The organism is Mesorhizobium sp. M1163, from assembly GCF_040318415.1.
GTDB lineage: Bacteria > Pseudomonadota > Alphaproteobacteria > Rhizobiales > Rhizobiaceae > Mesorhizobium.
On record NZ_JAMYMF010000059.1, the window covers coordinates 1 to 20,838 of the forward strand.

The 20,838-nt window shown below is 59.2% G+C and carries 14 protein-coding genes and 8 pseudogenes; 16 read left to right on the forward strand and 6 right to left on the reverse strand.

Annotated elements, in window-relative coordinates:
- Positions 1-85 precede the first annotated feature (85 nt).
- The 7 genes and pseudogenes from NKH43_RS32890 to NKH43_RS32920 all read left to right on the forward strand — a co-directional run.
- Positions 86-334, forward strand: a pseudogene (locus NKH43_RS32890) (ATP-binding protein); the annotation flags it as partial.
- 85 nt (positions 335-419) lie between these two features.
- Positions 420-887 (forward strand): IS66-like element accessory protein TnpA, encoded by a 468-nt coding sequence (gene tnpA, locus NKH43_RS32895; protein ID WP_352861666.1) that lies wholly within the window; start codon positions 420-422, stop codon positions 885-887.
- On the forward strand, positions 868-1,221 hold the full coding sequence (tnpB, locus tag NKH43_RS32900; RefSeq protein WP_352861667.1) for an IS66 family insertion sequence element accessory protein TnpB: 354 nt from the start codon (positions 868-870) through the stop codon (positions 1,219-1,221). The genes tnpA and tnpB overlap by 20 nt, the downstream gene beginning before the upstream one ends.
- Before the next feature lie 54 nt (positions 1,222-1,275).
- Positions 1,276-2,810, forward strand: a pseudogene (gene tnpC / locus NKH43_RS32905) (IS66 family transposase).
- A gap of 74 nt (positions 2,811-2,884) precedes the next feature.
- Positions 2,885-3,058 (forward strand): annotated as a pseudogene (locus NKH43_RS32910) (ATP-binding protein); the annotation flags it as partial.
- A gap of 249 nt (positions 3,059-3,307) precedes the next feature.
- On the forward strand, positions 3,308-3,703 hold the full coding sequence (locus tag NKH43_RS32915) for a hypothetical protein (RefSeq protein ID WP_352861668.1): 396 nt from the start codon (positions 3,308-3,310) through the stop codon (positions 3,701-3,703).
- 28 nt (positions 3,704-3,731) lie between these two features.
- A complete protein-coding gene (locus NKH43_RS32920; RefSeq protein ID WP_352861670.1) occupies positions 3,732-3,944 on the forward strand; it encodes a hypothetical protein in 213 nt (70 codons plus the stop codon).
- Between the two features lie 162 nt (positions 3,945-4,106).
- Here NKH43_RS32920 and NKH43_RS32925 read toward each other — a convergent pair whose 3' ends face one another.
- The 6 genes from NKH43_RS32925 to NKH43_RS32950 all read right to left on the reverse strand — a co-directional run bounded on the left by NKH43_RS32925 (position 4,107) and on the right by NKH43_RS32950 (position 12,687).
- Complete coding sequence (locus NKH43_RS32925) at positions 4,107-5,492, reverse strand: amidase (protein ID WP_352861672.1); 1,386 nt, start codon at positions 5,490-5,492, stop codon at positions 4,107-4,109.
- A 282-nt stretch (positions 5,493-5,774) separates the two neighbouring features.
- The gene (locus NKH43_RS32930) at positions 5,775-6,326 is read right to left on the reverse strand and encodes a GNAT family N-acetyltransferase (protein ID WP_352861673.1); all 552 of its coding nucleotides are present in this window, start codon (positions 6,324-6,326) and stop codon (positions 5,775-5,777) included.
- Between the two features lie 257 nt (positions 6,327-6,583).
- Positions 6,584-9,286 carry a lyase family protein gene (locus NKH43_RS32935; RefSeq protein ID WP_352861675.1) on the reverse strand — a complete coding sequence of 901 codons (2,703 nt, stop codon included), beginning with the start codon at positions 9,284-9,286 and terminating at the stop codon, positions 6,584-6,586.
- Positions 9,283-10,341 (reverse strand): cysteine synthase family protein, encoded by a 1,059-nt coding sequence (locus NKH43_RS32940; protein WP_352861676.1) that lies wholly within the window; start codon positions 10,339-10,341, stop codon positions 9,283-9,285. The genes NKH43_RS32935 and NKH43_RS32940 overlap by 4 nt, the downstream gene beginning before the upstream one ends.
- Positions 10,342-10,351: 10 nt before the next feature.
- On the reverse strand, positions 10,352-11,299 hold the full coding sequence (locus tag NKH43_RS32945) for a GHMP family kinase ATP-binding protein (RefSeq protein WP_352861678.1): 948 nt from the start codon (positions 11,297-11,299) through the stop codon (positions 10,352-10,354).
- Positions 11,300-11,985: 686 nt separating this feature from the next.
- Complete coding sequence (locus NKH43_RS32950) at positions 11,986-12,687, reverse strand: class I SAM-dependent DNA methyltransferase (protein ID WP_352861680.1); 702 nt, start codon at positions 12,685-12,687, stop codon at positions 11,986-11,988.
- 714 nt (positions 12,688-13,401) lie between these two features.
- Here NKH43_RS32950 and NKH43_RS32955 point away from each other — a divergent pair.
- From NKH43_RS32955 to istB, 9 genes and pseudogenes are all read left to right on the forward strand, one after another.
- Positions 13,402-14,036, forward strand: a pseudogene (locus NKH43_RS32955) (IS21 family transposase); the annotation flags it as partial.
- An 877-nt stretch (positions 14,037-14,913) separates the two neighbouring features.
- Positions 14,914-15,084 (forward strand): annotated as a pseudogene (locus NKH43_RS32960) (transposase family protein); the annotation flags it as partial.
- A pseudogene (locus tag NKH43_RS32965) lies at positions 15,030-16,004 on the forward strand (ISAs1 family transposase). The pseudogenes NKH43_RS32960 and NKH43_RS32965, both read left to right, overlap by 55 nt.
- Before the next feature lie 89 nt (positions 16,005-16,093).
- The gene (locus tag NKH43_RS32970; protein ID WP_352861688.1) at positions 16,094-16,654 is read left to right on the forward strand and encodes a site-specific integrase; all 561 of its coding nucleotides are present in this window, start codon (positions 16,094-16,096) and stop codon (positions 16,652-16,654) included.
- Positions 16,651-17,682 carry a tyrosine-type recombinase/integrase gene (locus NKH43_RS32975; RefSeq protein ID WP_352861682.1) on the forward strand — a complete coding sequence of 344 codons (1,032 nt, stop codon included), beginning with the start codon at positions 16,651-16,653 and terminating at the stop codon, positions 17,680-17,682. Before NKH43_RS32970 ends, NKH43_RS32975 begins: the two co-directional genes overlap by 4 nt.
- The gene (locus NKH43_RS32980; protein WP_352861684.1) at positions 17,639-18,448 is read left to right on the forward strand and encodes a tyrosine-type recombinase/integrase; all 810 of its coding nucleotides are present in this window, start codon (positions 17,639-17,641) and stop codon (positions 18,446-18,448) included. Before NKH43_RS32975 ends, NKH43_RS32980 begins: the two co-directional genes overlap by 44 nt.
- Positions 18,449-18,473: 25 nt before the next feature.
- Positions 18,474-18,638, forward strand: a complete 165-nt coding sequence (locus NKH43_RS32985; RefSeq protein WP_352861686.1) for a hypothetical protein — start codon at positions 18,474-18,476, stop codon at positions 18,636-18,638.
- Positions 18,639-18,728: 90 nt separating this feature from the next.
- Positions 18,729-19,625, forward strand: a pseudogene (locus tag NKH43_RS32990) (Mu transposase domain-containing protein); the annotation flags it as partial.
- Positions 19,619-20,340: pseudogene (istB, locus tag NKH43_RS32995) on the forward strand (IS21-like element helper ATPase IstB); the annotation flags it as partial. The pseudogenes NKH43_RS32990 and istB, both read left to right, overlap by 7 nt.
- Positions 20,341-20,838: the final 498 nt, after the last annotated feature.

The window sequence follows — 20,838 nt, forward strand, 5'->3', positions numbered from 1 at the left end:
TCCCCGCCCGAACGTGGATGAAAGGCGTAACGGACAATCTTCTTTGCCTCGCCATCCTGATAACGGGCATTATGAGCCCAGTCCGACAGGCACCGGCAAGTCGCATCTGGCGATCGCCATTGCCCGTGCTCTCATCCGCAACGGCGCACGCCGGCGCTTCTTCAACGTCGTCGACCTCGTCAACAGGCTCGAGACCGAGGCCCGCTCCGGCCGCCAGGGCCGCATCGCCGACCATCTCACCCGGCTCGACTTCGTCGTGCTCGATGAGCTCGGCTATCTCCCCTTCGCCCAGGCCGGCGGGCAGTTGCTCTTCCATCTGGTCTCTAAGCTTTACGGTAAGCGCGAATTTCCCCGGCACCTTTTGCTGTTGAGTGCTCTGATGCATGCAGGTGTCCACCAAAATAGGTGGACACCAAGTGATGGAAGAAGATGAGCAGAAACTGCGGGTAAGGCTTGTCGGTCGGGACGGGCGACGCCGATACGACTCCGCATCGAAGGACCGTCTTGTCTCGGCCTGCCTTGAGCCTGGCGTGTCGGTATCGAGGCTCGCGCTCGAACATGGGGTCAATGCGAACCTTCTTCGGAAGTGGATAAAGAGGCGCGCGGAGACCCTCCCGTCGCCCTCACCATCGGCGTTCATCCCGCTTCAGATTGAAAGCACTTCCGATCGGGCCTTGCTGGGACAGAGCAGCATGGCTGCGGTGGATTTGCCGGGGACTTGCGATGGGGTGCGTGGGTCGGCATCGAAAAGGACAGCGCATTTTTCCTCTCCAGCCAAGGTGAGCGCGTCGCTGCCGAACGGCGTGAAGTTGACGCTGGAATGCGGTGATGTGGATGCGTTGGCAGCGGTAATCGGAGCGCTGGGTCATGTTCACACTGGGCGCTGACCTCAAAGTCTACCTGCACCGCGAGCCGATCGACTTCCGGGCCGGCATCAACAGCCTTGCGGTTCTGGTCCAGGAGACGATGGCGCTCGATCCGTTTGCTCCGGCGGTTTTTGCGTTCTGCAATCGCCGTCGCGACCGGATGAAGCTCCTGTTCTTCGATCGGTCGGGCTTTGTCCTGGTCCTGAAGCGGCTGACCGAGGACAAGTTCCGGTGGCCGCGCCGGGAGGCAGCGGTGGTCACGCTTACGACCGAGCAATTGCATTGGATCCTCGACGGCATCGATATCGATGCGATGGTCCGCCATCCGGTGCGGCAATATCAGGTTGCCGGTTGAGGGCTCTCGAATTGAGCGGTTGACGCGGCGGCATGCTTTCGATTCAAGAATCTGATGAATCGACCCGGCGAACCGACTGTTGAAGAGTTGATGGCGCGCATTGCTGCGCTGCAGGCGCAGAACCGTCAACTCGCCGAACGCGTCGTCAAACTCGAGGAAGAGCTGGCGCTTGCGCGGCTGCATCGTTTTGCGCCGAAGAGCGAAAGCACATTGACCGCCTCTTCAATGAAGCCGAACAGGCCGCGGAGGAGGACGCCGCCGACAGCGAAGATGGCGATGTCGTTGTCCTGCCGGACACGGGCTTGCCGGCGAGCGAAGGGGCGACGGGAAAGAAGCGCGGCCGCAAGAGCTTGCCGGAAAACCTGCCGCGCGAGCGCGTCGAGTATGACCTTCCCGACGACCAGAAGGCTTGTCCCTGCTGCCGTCACCAGATGCATCGCATGGGCGAGGCCGTTACCGAGCAACTTCATATCGAGGTGAAGGCGAAGGTTCTGCAGAATGTGCGGTTCAAATATGCTTGCCGCCATTGTGAGCGTACCGGCATCAACACGCCGGTCGTGACCGCGCCGATGCCCGCGCAACCCTTGCCGGGCAGCATCGCCACGGCTTCGACGCTGGCCTTCGCGCTCGTTCACAAATACGTCGACGGCACACCGCTCTACCGCCTGGCGCAGGCCTTCGAGCGCGCGGGTGTTCCTGTCAGCCGTGGCGCTCTGGGCCACTGGGTGATCGGCTCGAGCGAAAAGCATCTCTCCCGCATCCTCATCCATGGCGACGAGACCACGGTCCAGGTGCTGAAGGAAATGGACAGAGAGGCCGCCAGCACCTCGTACATGTGGGCATACCGGAACGGCCAGGACAGTGACGAGCCGATCGTGCTGCTCGATTATCAGCCGGGTCGCGGCCAGATACACCCGCAGACCTTCTTGGGCGATTACCGCGGCATCGTGATGAGCGACGGCTATTCCGCCTGGCGCACGCTGGAAGGGGCAACGCATCTTGGCTGCATGGCCCATTCGAGGCGGCGCTTCGTCGATGCCCTAAAGGCGAGGAAGAAAGGCGGCGGCCCGCCGGAACAGGCGCTCCGGTTCTTCGAACAGCTCTATCGGGTTGAAAGGCAGGCGCGGAACGAAATCCCCGATGACGGCGAAACGCGGGATGATTGCATTCGCCGCTTCCGCCAGCAACATAGTGTCCCCATCCTCCAGGCTCTCAAGGCTTGGCTCGACGACATCGCCCCAAAAGTCTTGCCGGACAGCAAGCTCGGCGACGCCGTCTCCTACACCCTGAACCAATGGGGATATCTGACGCGTTACACCGAGGACGGCAGCATGCCGATCGACAATAATCTTCTCGAGCGAGACATCAGAATCTTTGCCACTGGCCGGAAAAGTTGGCTGTTCAGCTATACCGTCGACGGAGCCAGGGCCAGCGCCGTCATCTACAGCCTGATGTTGACCTGCCGCGCCTGTGGCGTCGAGCCGTTAGCGTGGCTGCGCCACGTCCTCACCGAGCTGCCTCAACGCGCTGTCGATACTGATATCGACGACCTGCTGCCCTTCAACTTCGCCAAAACCGCCGCAGCCTGATCCGCCCGGACGCGTCCATCTGAAAGGACCGTCGTTGAAAGGTGCGTCGACGTGCGGGGAAATGAGCGCTTACGCTTTACGAACGCACCAGCGTCATCATCACCACCAATCTCGCCTTCGGCGAATGGCCGAGCGTCTTCGGCGACGCCAAGATGACGACCGCGCTCCTCGATCGGCTCACCCATCATTGCGAGATCGCCGAGACTGGTAACGAATCCTGGCGCTTCAAAAGCCGCTCTCAAAGCTGAAGTCCGAACGCCAATCAGTCGCGCCCGATCAGGCTGTGCAACCCTGACCAGCTCCGCCTGATCGGGCGCTAACCGGCGCACCCTTCAATGCCCCAGACGGGGTCCCTTTTGCGCGAAAATACAGGGTCCCGATTCCACGGTCATTGACATTAGGCGGTGTTTTGGCCTGGCCAGGCGCTGGCATCGTGCCCCGATCCCGAAGACGAGCGCAATCGGCGCCGCGTGCGTGCGGCGATTTGAGCTTGTGCAATGTATCCTCTGTTGTTGTTGGGAAGGGTTCGCGTCCTGCGGCGTCATCGGGCCGCGGCGCGTAAGCGCTATCATCCGCCAGCGCCGCCGGTCGAGCGTGTATTGGTCCATCCCGAGGTGGCGGAGGTCGACAAGGAGCTGTTGCGTGCGATGCTCGCAACGGCGGACCCGGTGATGCTGTTCACCGGCATCCGTGCGGCACAGGAAGATTTGGGAAGACGCGTCGATCGTCGTGGAGTGCAAGCAACGCCACAGGAACCGGTCGTCATCGATCTGCAGCGCTTCACCGCAAATCTGAAGACGGCTTGGCAGGGCGGTGAGGTGCGACCCACCATAAAAGGCCTAAAGGCTTTATCGCCGGACAAAGCCTTATCCGAAGAGACCGAGCATGCTTGAGCCCTATGAGGCTCAGATTCGGGCATGATTGGAGGCCGAGCCGACGCTCTCGGCAGCCCTCGTGCTGCAGCGGCTGATGAACGTCGATCAAACACGGTTCACGAACAAAAGCCTGCGGACGGTGGAAATAGCGGTGAAAGCCTGGCGTAAAGAGACAGCCGTTGAAATCATCAATGGCGACTGGATGGCGATCTCCCCGCTTCTTCAGCCCGCCACATCGTTAGGTAACATTCTTCGGTGAGGCAACAGGAGGGGTCAAATCCTCACTTCGCTTGACAGAAGAGGCCTGATGGCGACTTCGTCAATGCTCAGGCGCTCAGATGCAACTGCCCGCTCCGGCGGTGAGGGCTGGCGGCGCTCTTGTTGCCCCCGTCCCGACGCTCGCCAGCGACTGCACAGCACGTCAAGTCGCCCGACTTGAACTGGCGGCCCATTCGTCACGGCCGACCACGTTAGTTGCCACACAGCAAGCCTCTAAGACCGCGAAATCGTCATAACGCGAGCCGACGATTTGGAGCCCGACAGGAAGACCGTCCTTAGTAATACCGCTAGGAATAGTGGCGGCGGGCTGCTGGGTCAAATTGAATGGATAGGTGAAAGGGTTCCAATCGAACCAGCTCTTCATAGAGCGTCCTGTTGGGATCTCAGTGCCTGTTTCAAAGGCGACGATAGGCATTGTTGGTGTCAACAAAAAGTCGTGTTTTCTATGGAAGGCATTCATATGCCTTCCGAGCGCATCTCTTTGACTGAGGGCAGAGATAATCGCGTCAGCATCAAGAAGACCAATCGCTTTAATCTCTTCAACGAGGCCAGGATCAATTTGATCGCGGCTGGTTGACGGCACCGCACGGACCATATTGGCAAAGGCTGAAAAATAAAGCGTCCTAATAATATTGATTGGCTCGGCAAAGCCAGGATCCACCTCTTCGATAATCCAGCCGAGGCTCTTCAATCTTTCAATAGCAATGTCAGAAATTTCAATTATTTCCAGGTCAGGCTTTGCATATCCGAGGGTACGACTGTATGCCACACGGGGCCTGTCTGGCAACGGCCTCCTGGGCAGTTTGAAAGAAATAGCTTGCCAATCCCGCGGATCCGGCTGCGCCAATACGTCGAACATGAGCGCTGCGTCGACGGCGGAGCGGGTTATGGGTCCAACGTGCGTGAAATTAGGAAGCGAACCCACGGGATAAGCGGGCACTATCCCGTATGTGGGTTTGAAGCCTACTACACCACAAAATGATGCTGGAATACGAATTGAGCCAGCTCCATCTGTGCCTACATTGAGCGGTATTCCTAGGGTTGCCGCAACAGCTGCTCCTCCGCTGCTTCCGCCAGGCGTCCGCGTTCTATCCCATGGGTTCAACGTAGCGCCGTCTCGCGCATTGTCGCACACCCCCTTCCAACCAAACTCAGGCATTGTCGTTATGCCCAGAATGAGTGCGCCGCTCTCACGCAATCTCGCCACAACCGGTGAATCCTCGCTAGCCAATTGTGACCTCGTTAGGGATCCCCAAAATGAAGTCCAACCCTTAACCAGGCAGTTATCTTTGGCTGTCGCAAGGACTCCATCAAGTCGGCCGTTAGGTTCTCCCCTAAGCCATCGACGCTCAGACAGTTCAGCCTGCTCCATCAGTCCAGGGATATCCGGACAACGGATGAAATTAAGCGCAGAGAAATTCTCGATCTCTTCAAGGGCCAGTTTCACGAAATCGAGTGGAGAAGCTTCTTTCCTCCGGAAAAGAGCCAGCTGCTCGGTCGCTGTAGGTAAACGCGAGATTGAACGCATGATGCACCCTCCGTTCAGGTTTTAGTTTAGCCGTCACCAAGAGCGTCCTACTGATTGGAGGCGGTCGACCGAGGCATCTCCATTCAAACGCCTCTAGGCGCAGTCTGGGTCTCAGACTGCAAGGTATTTTGAGATATTCGTATAGATTGCATAGAATTTTGAAACATTGACGTCACATGTGTAAGTTCGTGCCAAACGATCGTTACCGCTTAAGTCATATCTGGAAGCCCCGAGCAGTGCGCCACTGTTCGGCACCCACGGCCAGAGGGAGCTTGCGCGGCATTATAAGAACGTCGGATTCAGTTTCCTGTAGACCACTCGAGACCGCAACCAATGGCCCTCGCTGATCTCCGGGTTCTCGTGATCGCCCGCTGGATCATGGATCATACCGATCTTCCGCATGACCCTCCGGCTCGGCGCGTTCTCTTTGGCTGTGCGGGCCACGACCTCCGGCAGTCCGATTGACCAGGCGTAGTCGAGCCATGCTCGCGCGCCTTCCGGTGCGAGTCCCTTGCCCCAATGCTCCTTTGCAAGCACCCATCTGATTTCGACGCATGGATGGCTGGGAATTGCCGCCTGCACCGTCTCTGAGAGGACATCGAGCCCGATCATACCGACAGTTTCGCCGCTACCTCTCAACTCCGCCGCACCAAAATGAAACCCGTTGGTCCCGGCACGCTCGATCTCAAGGTCGATATCGAGATTCGTTTCCTCGACCGTCATCACTTTGGGAAAAAAGCGGCTGACGTGCGCATCACCGTAAATTCTTGCCATTGGGCTCCGGTCTTTGTCCTGCCAAGGACGCAATATCAGGCGTTCGGTCACCAGCCTCATCGGTCAAACCTTTGTTTGTCAGTTCTTGACTTGAGAGACCGCAGTTATCGGCTCTCAGCTCCGCAGCCATTTGCGCCGGATGTTGTCACGGGTGCACAAGCTACAAAGGTGCCCGTCGCAAGGGCTGCAGTCGGGCCCCCATCCGAAGACCGCCTCACCGGATGCTCTATTACCTCACCGCATCACTTAATGTTGTAACCAAACCGGCAACTGACTTTGCACGCGTCCGACAGCGCACGTCCCATTTTAGGACACCTTCAGGTAGTCGGCCGCGTATCAATGAGTTCCTTAACCCTCTGTTTGCGGCGCATCTCAGCGTGCGCCCAGCGCTCCCGGATTTCCTCGCATTTGAGCCGCATGACCAGAAACAGCGCTCTTGCTACAGAGACCTGGCTATCGGTTGAGCTTTTCCCGGGTCCTCCTCCGAACTGCAGAGCATCCTTGCATTCTTCGAGACTCACGGGCAACACGCCAGCGAGTTGGCTGGCCAGCTCGCTTCGGCGCTCCGCCACGCAGCTATCCTGAGACAGGCGTTCCACGATCTCGCCAATTAGTGTGTGGGCCTTCCTGAAAGGAATGCCTCGCGACGCCATTCGCTCGGCCGCCACCGCCGTCATCGATGAGCCGTCTTCCAGATTTTCACGCATCGACCGCACGTTGAAGGACATGAATTTTACAATGAGCGATGTGAGGGTGATGGTCCTCTTCAAGGCATCTTCTGCAAGGCCCAGAGGTGAGCAGCCGTAGTTGCTTGCTTCGATCGAGTTGCTGAAAGGCGACTTGCAAGTAGCCGTCGCTGCAGAAACATATGCGCCGATCACCGTGCTTGCCGATCCCTTTATGTGTTCAAGCAGAAACGGGTTCTTTTTTTGAGGCAGCATGGAAGAGCCGCCGGCAAGATTCCGAGGAATGTCGATGAGAGCGAACTCCCGCGTCGTCCAAACCTGCAGGTCCTGGGCCACCCGACTGAGCAAGATTGAAACGCCAGCAAAGATTGAAAGCCCTTGCAGATGATGATCGCGGCTTGCGACCGCATCAAGTGAGTTGATAGATGGCAGTTCGAATCCCAGAAGATTTGCGGTTTTCAAAGGATCGATTGGAATGCTAGTGCCTCCGCCGGCACCAGCTCCCATAGGGCAGTTCTTGATGTCTTCCAGGAGGCAATGCAGGCGCTGGCGCTCGCGGCCCAGAGCGAAGAAGACGCCCAGCAGGTAATGCCCTGGCGACCCAGGGAGCGCGATCTGGTATTGACTGTACAACGGAGCCACGAGTCTCGATGCCTCCTCCGCTCGCTGAAGAAGAGCATCTTGTACAGCTCCTATTTCTTGCGAGATGGAACACCCGGCTTCCCGAAGGGCCAGTAGAGAAATAGTCGCGTTCAGGTCGTTGCGGGACCTCGCAAGGTGCAACCAGCCGGCCTTTTCCGGGCCAGCTCTCGCGGCAAGTTCGGCCTCATACGCAAAATAGAGGCCACGCGGAGCATCGCGGCCCTCCAAAGACTGAAATCCCTCTTCCTGGAGGTCCAAGATATGCTTCAGGAGATTGGCAGCGGCGAGCTCGCTAATCAAGCCCTGGTCCGCAAGCATCACCAGATGTGCTTCGTCTATGGCCGCCTGGTGCTGCAGAAGGCGGCCATCGCGCGAGATTTCTATAGCCGGAGCGAGCAACTTCATCGCTTCGGGATGTAGGTTCCACCCGCCCTCGCTTGACCCAGCGACTTGCGTGTTGGCCGTTTCGCCAGTAGCCGCATCGAGATCGATTACAAGGGAATCGATCATCCGTTGAGCTGCCCCGGCGGCGGCATTCAGTTCATCAGCGACGCCTATGGCGTAAGCTACGCGGTCTCGGAAGTCGCCACTGATTTGAACTTCCTCCCCCTCAGATTTCAGTAGCCCGGCCTCTGGCACAGTCGGGTCTGGATTTTCAGAAAAACCCAGGCGTTTGAGCTTGCCGGATTTATGAACGAGCTGGAAACGGATGGCTCCCGCCCTTGCGCTCGCGTGGGGAGGCGTGAACCCTTCTCCCGCGTAAAGTCTAATCACCTTGTCAAGGATTGACGTTCCCAGAGCGTGGGAGAGCATGACTGGAATCATCCCTCCAGCCAGTCTGGGGTTGACCTCGATGATGACGGGGCCCGACTCCGTTATCATGAACTCCACATGAGACGGTCCGAAATTCAGGCCCAGAGCCGACACCGCGCCTGCGGCAAAAGAGGCCAGTTCCAGTAGAGATGGCTCCGGTAGCGGTGCCGGGAAGTCGTGCCCCACCTCGACGAAGCAGGGAGGCGGCCCTTTGTGCTTGGCAAGAATTCCAAGGCAATGCAGCGTCCCATCGTACGCAATTATCTCTGCAGAGTATTCCTTACCCTCGACATATTGCTGGATCAGAATGTCTGGACTGGCCAGATCCACTTGATCGAGCAGTGCGCTCCTTGCACTCTCAAATGCCTTGATGGCGGCTGTGGCACTATCGCACAACCTCACGCCGCTACTACCGCTTCCGGACACCGGCTTGATGACCACCGGTGGAGTGGCTTGGGCAAGAATATTCTCGACGTCTCTGACGGAAGTGGCCAGCCGAGTTTCAGGGATCGCGATTGATTGTCGCTGCAACTCGGCCGCTTGCTTCCATTTGTTCCGGCATGTAGCAATAGCCTCCGGATTCGCTGCTGGTAACCCCATTGCCGTCGCGAGACGTGACGCTGCTTCCACAAAATAGTCCGACGAGGAGTATACTCCGACCGGCCTTTTTAGTTTGGCGGCCACCCCGATGAGTTCATCCGGACTACGTGTTTCAGCTTCGATCACTTGAGCGACCGAGTCTTTGAGAAACGGATAGCGCGCAGGATTGCGCGTAATGAGATAGGGCTCAAAACCCAGGGCTCGGGCCCGCTTCATCAACAGTTCGCCAGTGCCCGTCGTGTTGCTTTCCACGAAAAGGAAGCTACCTCGGTTCATCATGAAGTCTGCTCCAGCGCGTATAGGACAGCTTCCCGGCTTCTCCGATTCCAACGATATCGGTTCCATGGCGGGAGAGCGATCGAGGGGTGGCTTTCGGTGGCCGGCGCGTCCAGCAGAACACCTTCATGTAGACATCCGTTCTGCTTCAGCCACTCATGGTCGTATGCAGCTTCGACGTAGCGGTGGCCTTCATCAGGACATATGACGACTAGGGTCTCTCCTGGATACTGTCGAGCGCGCCAACGCCCGACGATGTAGCTCGCTCCGGAGGTCGGACCGGCGAAAACGGCGTGCCGCTCGTGGAGGGTTCGCGTTGCAGCAAATGCGAGCGGAGCCGAGATGAGATGCACCTCGTCATATAGTTCATGCTTCACGTTCTTGGGGACAAGACTGTTCCCCAGCCCCCGCAGTTTCCGTTCGCCATCCTGTTGGCCAAAAATGACGCTATTGAAGGTGTCCACTCCAATCAGGCGCGCGCCAGGGGCTTTTTGGCGGAGGCGCTCTATCGTTCCGCAAGTAGAGCCGCCTGACCCCACAGAACCGACCAACGTTGCGTCGGCGCCCACCATCTCTGATATTTGATCGGCGAAGAGCTTATAGGCTGCGGGGTTGTCCGGTGTTTCGTATTGCCGGGGCCAGAAACAGGAGTGGCCCAAATCTCTCATCCTGGCGTGTAATGCGTCGAGGCGGCTTCTTTGATAGCCACCCTGCTTCGCCTTTTCAGTTATTATGAAGACTTCGGCCCCCAAGGAGCTCAACCGGTTTTCCAGGCCTTTGTCCATCACTGGGTCTGTGAAGATTTCGAGCTGAAATCCACGTTCCCGGCAAACTACGGCCAAACCCAATGCGAAGGTTCCGCTCGACGTCTCGAGAACTTTCATGCCGTGCGTCAAAGTACCTTGAGCCAGCGCTTGCTCAATGATGTACTTCGCAGGTAGAAGCTTCATGAACGCGAACTGCGCCAGGTAGAGATTTGTATCACACCTAATAATGCTAGGGAGAGCAAAGGCATCAGAATAGCTGGAGAATGGCAGGCCTTTGCGAACAGCGTCCATATTGCTTACCTCACCGACAGCCAGTCATAGTCAGATATATTTTTGGCGAGTTGTCGAACGACGATACATGGGCGAGCACTGACCGAAGCTTCCGTGGAAAGTCAGCTGCCATTCGATCAAGCAGGATTCCAATCATTGTGCCGCTGTGGGCGACTATGACCCCGAGAGCGTCGGTGGCCTCGGATGCTTTCAGCATCGAGTTCAGATGCTCCTTTGGAACCCGCTCCTGATGCAGGAGCGCGCTGGCTGTAGCTATTCTGCCTATCGTGGCTATGTCACCCCGTGGAATTGCTGTCCGAGCGTGGTCGAGTAATTCGTGATATTCTGCTCTGTGACTGGCGGAGATTTCACCTCGCCGTTGATCATAGTCGACGGTTTCGACAGTCCCTCCTTCATCGATGCCAACGATTGCAAGCGGCGGCATTTGCCCAAGGAAGGAGAGAAGGCTACCGGCACGCTGCTGATATGCGACCACTCCTGGGTACATCACCCCGTCGGATGGCTCGATCTCCGCCATTAGCTTTTCAATCAATGATGTTCGGACTCTACGCCTGAAGCAGCAGGCGATTGACCGTGCCGTCGCAACAAGATCCGCTGAGGAACTCGCCAGCCCTTTGCCTTCGGGGAGCTCAGATTGCAACAGGAGGATTCCTCCCGAGGCGCCGAGCGCAATCACGAGATTCTCAGCCAGGCGTTGAGCTTTGAGTTTGTGTGACGGATAAACGGTTACGTATTGTGTGCCTGCAATCGGCATGAAGTGAGCTCGCGCAAAGAGCGCGATGGGCATCGTGACCAAGAAATGAGGGTCGCGGGGAACGGAGCCGACCGGTAACTGGCCTTGCAGCAACTCGCCGAATGTGCCGCAACAAAGAGCGTCGCTAGAATGAACCCTTAGCTGCTGCCCGTCCTTGGCAATAATCTCAGCCGCGTCTGCGCCACCGAACGTCTGGTGATTCATGTGTGGCCTCCAAACTTCGTCGGCTGCTGCTGCTAGAAGCTCTCTAGTCGAGATGCTCGCATCGCTTCCTGAAGGGCCGATGGGACAGGTGGGATTCTGGATTGACATATCGCCTCCGTGTCAGGCTCGTTAAACGTTGGAACAGGGCTCGCGTTTCGGCGTCCACCACTGTGAGCTACGCTTGCAGCACTTGAGTTTTCTGGGCTGCATCAGAACCGGGTGACCTGCGTCTCGGGGGCTTGGTGCCGCCGAACACTGACCTCTCTGCAGATGACAGCGGGCCCTTGAGGCACGCCGCAAAGCTCCAATTTGGCTGACCAGACCCGACAGTGCAGAGCCTTCGCATTGATTTGGCTCGTTCGAGTAGTTTTTATAGACCTCCTAGACGGATCATTCACCCAATTTTACGCAATCGGCGTGCCACCTCAGTGGCCGGGCGTACAAGAGGCGCAACGCCATAGTTCGCGCCGCAACGCCGGAATACTTGCGCCTCTATAGGTTGGATTCCGAACATGGACGTCTTGAATCGGACAGGGCTGTCACGGGAGGTGACATCCGGGACATGGGGTGGATGAGCAGCACAGTGGCTACTGTCTGTGCCCATCGAAGCCAATCGAACGCCGAGAAGCCACCGGCGACACCACGATAAGCTGCGGGCTCATTAAGAAGCGCATGCATTCTGATATCTACGCGAGATGATCGCCTATGCCGCCGGGCCCCCGATGGACTCGGAACGCCCAGTAGTGCGCCTCCTCCTCCCCGACGTATCTTCCGTTGCTCAGATATTGTACTGGTGTAAGGACGCCCGCTTGCTGGAGACGCAGCACTTCATTTTCAAACGATGTAGCCTCCGAATAGCTCCTTTCAGTGCTTACCACCACAAATCCGTTCGAGCGCGTCACGCGGGCCAACTCGCGCAGTGCGTGCGGGCTGACATGTCCAAGTGTGAAGACGCCGCAGCACACGGTCATATCATAGCTGGCGCTGGAATAGTCCGAGAGCGGTATATTGAGGTCAACGTCCCCTCGGACGTGACGGTAGATGCCTGTTTGCCTTGCCATTTCGGCCATCGTCTCGCAGAGATCCAAGCCGTCGATCACACGGAAGCCGAGATGATCCAGTTCAATGCCAACTAGGCCCGTGCCGCATCCAGCGTCCAGTATTGTCATAGCTGTTCGTTCTCGGCCGATGTAGGCCGCTTGCACAGCGCCCGCCAATTCAGCCACGATGAAGGGGCTGCGGTAGTGTTCCCGCTCCAGGTCCAACTCGTAGGACCCAGCCCATTCACGATAATATCGGACCAAACGTTTGGCGTCACCGTCGAGCGCATGTGATGCGTTGATCCGCTTTTGCGCCGCTTGTCGATGTTGTTCGGCCAACGTGTTCATGAATTCCTCGTGTATAGTAGTTGCAAGCTGGCCACCTTCAGAATTTGAAGGCTAAGAACTGCCGGTTCAAAAAACATGCTGCTCCAGCTGCGGGACATTCAATTTTGGTCATTTCGCTCTTCATGCTGAGTTCGTCTCGGAGTGAACGGCTCGCGCTTTAATGACAAATGCCGCGCAACGCCTCGAACGCGGTGAGCGCTGTTAGATACGGGAGGTCGTAATGAAGTCGTCCATGTCTGATTAGTAGCTGCGGAGCACCCATGGCAGTCTCACGAATCCCCAATCTCACAGCAGCAAGTTGCATGCCGGTTCGGCGCGATATTCGTTACGCCGTGGTGGCGTTAATTCGCGTTCAGGGATTTGCGTGGTCGTCTCCCGTCAGGTGGTATAACTCGGAGCTTACGAAGCCACAGCCGCGGCCCAAAGCATCTACGGCGCTCCTAACGGCGCGCTCGCGAGCGGCTTCGCACCCGCCGAGCTACATCACCTGACGGGACACGACCCGCCTCATCTGCCCCCTCCAGATCACTCAAGGGTCTGGAGCAACAAGATCAGCCGAAACGATTGCGTGTTTCGGGTGATGGCGGGCAGTGATTTCGGAGGATGATGGGCGCGCGTTTCGCGCGATGATGGGCAGCATTTTTGTGGGATCTTAGGCGGGTCTGGTCGGCAGACTAACGATAGAAGCCCCTTCTGGAATGAGTGTGGGGCGAGATGCCGACGGAACGACTGACTATGCGCCGAATACGGGATGTTTTCCGATTGAAGTTTGGCCAAGGGCTGAGCGAGCGGGCGAATTGCCGCGTCTCTCGGTCTCGCCAAAGGGAAGCGTCGGCGCCTATGTCCTGCGGGCGCGGCAGGCCGGACTGGGCTGGCCCTTGCCGGGCGGTCTTGATGACGACGGTCTGGAGCTCCTTCTGTTTCCGGCGTCGCCAACGGTGCCGGATCCGGATCGCCCGATTCCGGATTGGGCAATGATCGATCGAGCGGCGCCCCGGGGTAGCCCGGATGCTGTTGTGGGAAGAATACCGGGCAGCCCATCCCAACGGCTTTGCCTATGCCTGGTTCTGCGTCCACTTCGATGCCTGGAAGGGCCGCGTCCGCCCGACGATGCGGCAGACGCATGTGGGTGCGAGAAGGTCTTCGTCTACTTCGCCGGGGACACGATCGACGTGATCGACCCGGTGACCGGCGAGGCGCGGGCTATGAAGCTGTTCGTTGCGGCAATGGGGGCCTCGAACCACACCTATGCCGAGGCCCTCGCCACCGAGGGGCTGGAGGACTGGATCTGCGCCCATGTCCGGATGTTCGCCTTCCTCGGCGGCGTGCCGAAGGTGGTGGTGCTCGATTTTGTTCCCGGGAACAAAATCGGGATTTTGTGTCCAACGCCGTTATGTGGCGAACGGAGTCAAAACCCGCATTTGCGAACATTATCGTTGTACTAGTGGCAACATAATGGAGCGTTCATGGCATGGTGATCTCGTTGTTTCCTTAGGAGATTATCATGCTAGAGAAGTACTACATCCGCCCTTCTCCTATCGATCGCATTCACGAGTCCTGGATCGCCTCCCCCGTCGAACAATACGTCGGCTGGATGGCAGAACGCCGCTATACGGATCGCAGCGTGTCTCGGCGGATTCCCATTGTGGTGAGTTCGGCGAGTTCGCAAAAGCTCAGGGAGCCCGCGAAGTTAAGGACCTACCTGATCACGTCGAGCCATTCGTGCAAGCGTGGATTGGTGAGCATGCTAGACGACGCTCGGGCCGTCGACGCAAGCAGATCGCCAATGAAGTACGCAATCCCATCCGCCAGATGCTGAAGCTGGCGGTCTCCGGCTACATTGGTCGGGGTCGTCCCCATAAGCCGGATAACCCGTTCGAACGTCAGGCGCCGGGGTTGTTGAAGTACCTGACCGAAGAGAAGGGGCTTCGTCAGAGATCGATATACCAGTACCATTTAGTTTGCGTCAGTTCGCAACCTATCTTGAGCGCATCGGCGTCGACGACCTCGCAAAGCTGTCGCCAATCGTGCTCAGCGGGTTCATTGCCGAATACGCCCCGCCACGAGTTTCCTGGTCGACGGTGCGCAATGCATGCGGGGTGCTACGGGTCTTTCTGCGCTACCTCCATCGTGAGGCAGGGGAATCGCATTTGAGTAGTTGGGAAATGGCTTGCCAATTGCCGGGTTGTGGATTCTTGGGAGGGCTCCGTAATTGGGGAGCTCTCGATGGAAACGATCCAGGCTGTGTTCGGTCATCTCGATCCGCGCGACCAGAACGCTCGACACGATTTTTGCGAGATACTGTTCATTGCCTTCGCTGCTATGCTGTGCGGCGCCAAGAATTGCTCCGACATCTGGCGCTTTGGGCAGGAAAAGGAAGCGATGCTGCGAAATGTGCTCACTCTGGCGCATGGCATCCCCGGCACGACACCTTCTCGACACTGTTTCGCAAGCTTGTCCCTACGGCGTTCGCCGAGGCCTTCGCCGGCTTCATGCGCCATGTCGCGAGCGCTGCCGGCGGCGCGGGGCAGGTCGCCCTCGACGGCAAGTCCATGCGTGGCGCCTTCGAGAAGGGCCGCCAGTTCGCGCCGCGCATGATGGTGTCGGCCTGGGGCGCGCAGTTGCGCATGACGTTGGCGGCCTTACCGGCACAGGGCGGCAACGAGGCCAGGGCGGCCATCGAACTGTTGCGCCTGATCGACCTGCGCGGCGCCGTGGTTACGGCCGATGCGCTGCATTGCTCGACCCGCATGGCCGAGGAGATCACGCGGCGCGGCGGCGACTATGTGCTGGCCTTGAAGGGCAATCAGGGGCTGCTTCTGGCCGATGCCGAGCGCCTCATCGCCGGCTGCCCAACGCCCAAGGCGGCGCTGGCCGTTACCGAGGAGGTGAGCCACGGGCGCCTGGGGCGGCGGGCGGCGCGTGTCGTGCGTGCGCCGGGGCTTGGCCGCAAGCACGGCTTTGCCGGCCTCGCAGCCATCGGCGAGGTCAAGCGCACCCGTGTGATCGATGGCAAACGGCAGTAAGAGTGCTGTCTCTATGTGCTCTCGCGACCGATGTCCGCCAACGACCTGCTCGCCGTCGTGCGCCGTCACTGGGATATCGAGAATGGCCTGCACTGGCAGCTCGACGTGGTCTTCCGCGAGGACGACTGCCGGACCAGAAAGGATCACGGCCCCGAAAACCTCGCTCTGCTGCGGCGCTTCTGCCTCAATACGTTCCGAGCCGACAGCAAAAAGGATACCATGCGTGGCAAAATGATGCGTGCAGGCTGGAACGATGCTTATCTCTTCCAGCTCATGACTCAAATGCGATAGCCCTCCATCGTGAGGGGGTTCTGGCCAAGGATCTCAGTTCGCTTGTCGAGTTTCCGCAGTCGTACCGGCACGCTGGTGTTCCGCTATCGATCAGTTGGGAACAGGTCGAGCAAGTGCTGGCAGGTATCGACAGACGGTCCACCTCCGGCAAGCCCGACTACGCAATGATGATGCTGCTCGCAACCTATGGACTGCGGGCTGCGGAGGTCGCCACGCTCACGCTTGATGACATTGACTGGCGCAGCGAACGGCTCAAGATCCGGGATCGCAAAGCAGGCAATACCACCACTTATCCGCTCTCGGCGGCGGTGGGGGCTGCGATCATCGAATACCTCAAAAACGGGCGACCTGCCACGACATGCCGTGAGGTATTTATGCGCTGCTGTGCTCCACACGCCCCGATAGGCTCCGCGGCGGTTGTCTGTCGCGCCGCCCATTTCATCCGCAAAGCCGGCATTAGCGTGCCACGCGCCGGTTCCCATGTCCTACGTCACAGCTGTGTGCAGCGACTGCTAAACGCCAATTTTCCGCTGAAGCACATCGGCGACTACGTTGGCCACCGCAGCGCCTCCTCCACCCAGATCTACGGGAAGATCGCTGTCGAACAGCTGCGCGAGGTTGCACTCGGCAATGGGGAGGACGTGCTGTGAGCCACGATGGACGTTTCCAGAGTTTTCTCCGCCACGAGATTGAGCAATTCCTCGCCCACAAGCGCTCGTTGCGACGGCGCTATGATGTCGAAGAGAAGACGCTCGCTTTGTTCGATGCCTACTTGTCGAAGAACAACATTGGTAGCCTTGCCGAGATAACCCCGGCACTGGTGGATGAGTTTCTCCTGTCGCGTCCAAGGTCGCGCCCGAGAAGCTATAACCACCTGCGCTGTACGGTAGGGCGACTGTTCTCATATCTCGTCGATCACGAGAAGCTCGCCCAGACACCGTTGATATCCCCACCACGGCGCGGAAGATATCAGCGCACGCCATTTATCTTCGACACAGACGCAGCCACTCGGTTGCTCGCTCTTGCCAAGGCGCTTCCGCGCCATGGCAGTACGATCGAGCGTGGCAACACATATTTCGTACTGTTCGCTGTCCTCTACGGACTGGGATTGCGTGTCGGCGAGGCCTGCCGGCTATGCCTCAAAGACGTCGATCTGGAACGGCGGCTGCTCGTTATCCGGGAGACCAAGTTCTACAAGAGCCGCCTCGTCCCATTTGGGCCGAAGCTCGGAGCACTCCTGGGCCAGCATCTGCATCAACGCCAGACTACGGCGCTCGCAACCAATACTGCGGACGATCAGCCGCTGTTTTGCTTGCGCGGAGGTCGCCCAATCAATCCTGGGACCATCAGCCAGACCTTTCACGCTATGGTTCCGAGCCTAAACCTGCGGATCCCACCCGGCATTTCGCCTCCACGCCTGCACGATCTGAGACACTCGTTTGCCGTTGGCACACTCACGCGTTGGTACAGGCTCGGCCTCGATCCTCAGACGAAGCTCCTTGCGCTCTCGACTTTCATGGGGCACGGCGACATCGGTTCCACTGCGGCGTATCTGACGCCGACCCCGGAGCTTCTCGAACACGCCAACCGACGCTTCCGTGCCTTTGCCGCGGCAACCTCGCGGAGGATCGGTCATGACCCTCTCCCTCGGTACACTGGTCCAGTCATTTTTTGCTGATCATCTCCCGGTTCAGAAGGGGCTGCGGCTCGGTTCGATCCGCAGTTATCGTGACACGATCCGCCTGTTCCTTTGCTTCGTGTCCGAGCGGCGTGGCCGCAGAATTACTGCACTGGCCCTTGATGACCTGACGTTCGAACGGAGTCTGGCATTCCTGAAGCACCTGGAACAAGAACGCGGCAACTCGGTACGTACTCGCAATCAACGTCGCGCTGCACTGAACACCTTCTTTGCCTACCTCGCTGTGCGTGCACCCGAGATGCTGGCGGTTTGTCAGCAAGTCGCGGCAATTCCGGTCAAGCGCACATCACTGCCCGATACGCACTTTCTGGAGCGGGAGGAGGTAGCGGCCTTGTTTCGTTCGCTGCCTCGGCAACATCTCGCGCTGCGCGACCACACACTATTGCTCTTCCTCTACAACACGGGCGCCAGGGTACAGGAAGTTGCGGATCTTCGTATCGAGCACCTCGAACTCAAGCCGCCGGCCAAAGTCCACTTGCACGGCAAAGGTGACAAGTGGCGAACGTGCCCGCTTTGGGATGAGACATTGAAGCATATCCAGGCACTCCTGGCCCAGCGCCGCGCAGCGCCAGGCGAGCCAGTCTTCTGCGCTCCGAAGGCTCGTCCTCGAGGTTCGGGATCTATAAGATTGTCCGACGACACGGCGCATCCTTCGATACACACGGGCCGAATTCCAGACGTGTCAGCCCGCATCTATTCCGGCACACCGCTGCCTGCCACCTACTGGAATCCGCGTCGAAGTTAATGTCATACGCAGTCGGCTCGGGCATATGAGTCTCGACACGACAAACCGTTATGCCGAGCTGACGCTGCGCGCCAAAGCCGAGGCGCTACGCGCCTGCGAAGTGAGTGGTTCAGGTATTTCAACGGTACCCCGACCACGTGTTGCCTGGAAGGACGACAAGACCCTCCTCGACTGGCTCAACTCGCTGTAGCGCATTATGTGTCCTCTCGCCCGCGGCCCACCTTCGAAATACCGGCTCAAACCGTTGTCAGCCACATAACGACATTGGACACAAAAGCTCGACAACCTCAAGGCGGCGGTGGTCAAGGCCGACCGCTTCGATCCCGGGCTGAACCGCACCTATGCCGAGATGGCGGCGCATTACGGAACGGCGATCCTACCCGCCCGACCACGTCGTTGCGGTCCAGGTGGCTCAGCGCTGGATCGTCGCCCGGCTGCGCAATCGCCAGTTTTTCTCGCTGACCGAACTGAACGCTGCGATCCGGCGGCTGCTGGACGAGTTGAACATGCGCGTCATGCGCGGCTACGGCGCCAGCCGCGCTGATCTCTTCGCCACGCTGGATCGGCCGCATCTGCAACCGCTGCCTGGGGCCCCCTATGTGTTTGCGCGCTGGAAGCGCTGCCGCGTCGCGCCTGATTGCCACGTTGAGGTGGACAGTTCGTGGTATTCTGTCCCCTTCGGACTGATCCGGCAGGAGGTGGATGTCCGGGTCTGCGGGGCCATCGTCGAGATATTCCATGGCGGCCGCCGGGTGGCCAGCCATCCCCGCTGCCCCGGACGGCGCAGCCATGTGACGCTGCCCGAGCACATCCCTCGGCGCATCGCCGTCATGCCGAATGGACCCCGGCCCGGGTATTGGCGACAGCCGCAAGACTTGGCCCGTCCGTCATGGCCTTCTGCGAGGCGGTGATGACTGATCGTCCTCACCCGGAGCAAGGCTTCCGCACCTGCCTTGGTGTTCTGGCCCTGACCTGGAGCTATGATGTGGCGCGCCTCGATGCCGCCTGCCGGCGGGGGCTGTCGATCCGCGCGCGCTCCGTCGCTTCGATCCGCTCGATCCTTCAGACCGGTCGCGACCGGGCCTTCCTGGACGAGGCCCCCGAGGAGCGCCCTCTGCAACACGCCAATATCCGTGGCCAAGGTTACTATCATCAAAAGGAGACTGACTCTTGCTGACTCACCCCACCTCTGAGCAACTGATGACGCTCGGCCTGACCGGCATGGCCAAGGCGCTGGATGAACAGCGTCAGGCGCAGACCACCTTCGAGCCGCTCGGCTTCGAAGACCGGCTCGACCTCCTGGTCGACCGTGAAGCCGCGGACCGCGACGCCAAGCGCCTGATCGCTCGGCTGAAGTTCGCAGCCCTCCGGCAGTCGGCCTGCGTCGAGGATCTCGATTTGCGCACCGCGCGCGGCATTGACCGCGCCGTTATGGCCCATCTGATCGACGGCAGCTGGATCCAGCGCCACGAGAACCTGCTCATCACCGGCCCGATCCCCTCGGCAAAAACTGGATCGCCTGCGTGCTCGGCCACAAGGCCTGCCGCGATGGCCGCTCCGCCGCCTACCATCGCATGCCGCGCCTGTTCGAGGCGCTCGCCATCGCCAGGGGCGACGGGCGGCATGCCCGCATGCTCAAGGCCATCGCCCGCGTGGAGGTGCTGATCCTGGACGACTGGGGGCTATCGGTCCTGACCGCCACGGAACGACGCGACCTGCTGGAAATCCTCGAAGATCGCCATGAACGCGGCTCGACTATTGTCACCAGCCAGTTGCCCGTCGATCACTGGCACGAAGCCATCAGCGACCCGACCCTCGCCGATGCCATACTCGACCGGCTCGTCCACAATGCCCACCTTCTCACCCTCTCAGGTGAAAGCCTACGGCGGCGCGGGGCAATCACGAAACCACTTGACCAAACCGGCCAGGCCTGACTCCATGCAACCGTCGAACAGCCTTGCCCGCGACCGCGAAATGGCTGCCCACGATGGCGTGAAACACGTGCCGAGATCGCGTGAAATCACCGCCCACATTCCGCGAAATGCGCATGGATGTAGCCTTATCCTTCACATCGCACGTCGCTCTACACGGTAAAAGCATGTGGAAACAGCGCCCGCCGATCGTACCCGAAAATACCGAAGCTTGACCTGAAACAAAACCCAACCCACACATCAACGAGACCCAGGATCAGACCGAAAAATGGCCGGCTTCAAATCGGAATCGGTGGCTGGCTTCATCAGCGCGCATGGTCGCGTCCCTACAGGTAGTGTAGCTCGGCGGTAGCGAAGCCGCTCGCGAGCGCGCCCTCGATAGCGCTGTAGCGAGCGAGCGGCTTTGCGGTGGTCATCGACAGTTCGCCGGTAAGGTCGGGGTTGCTGACACCAACCCAT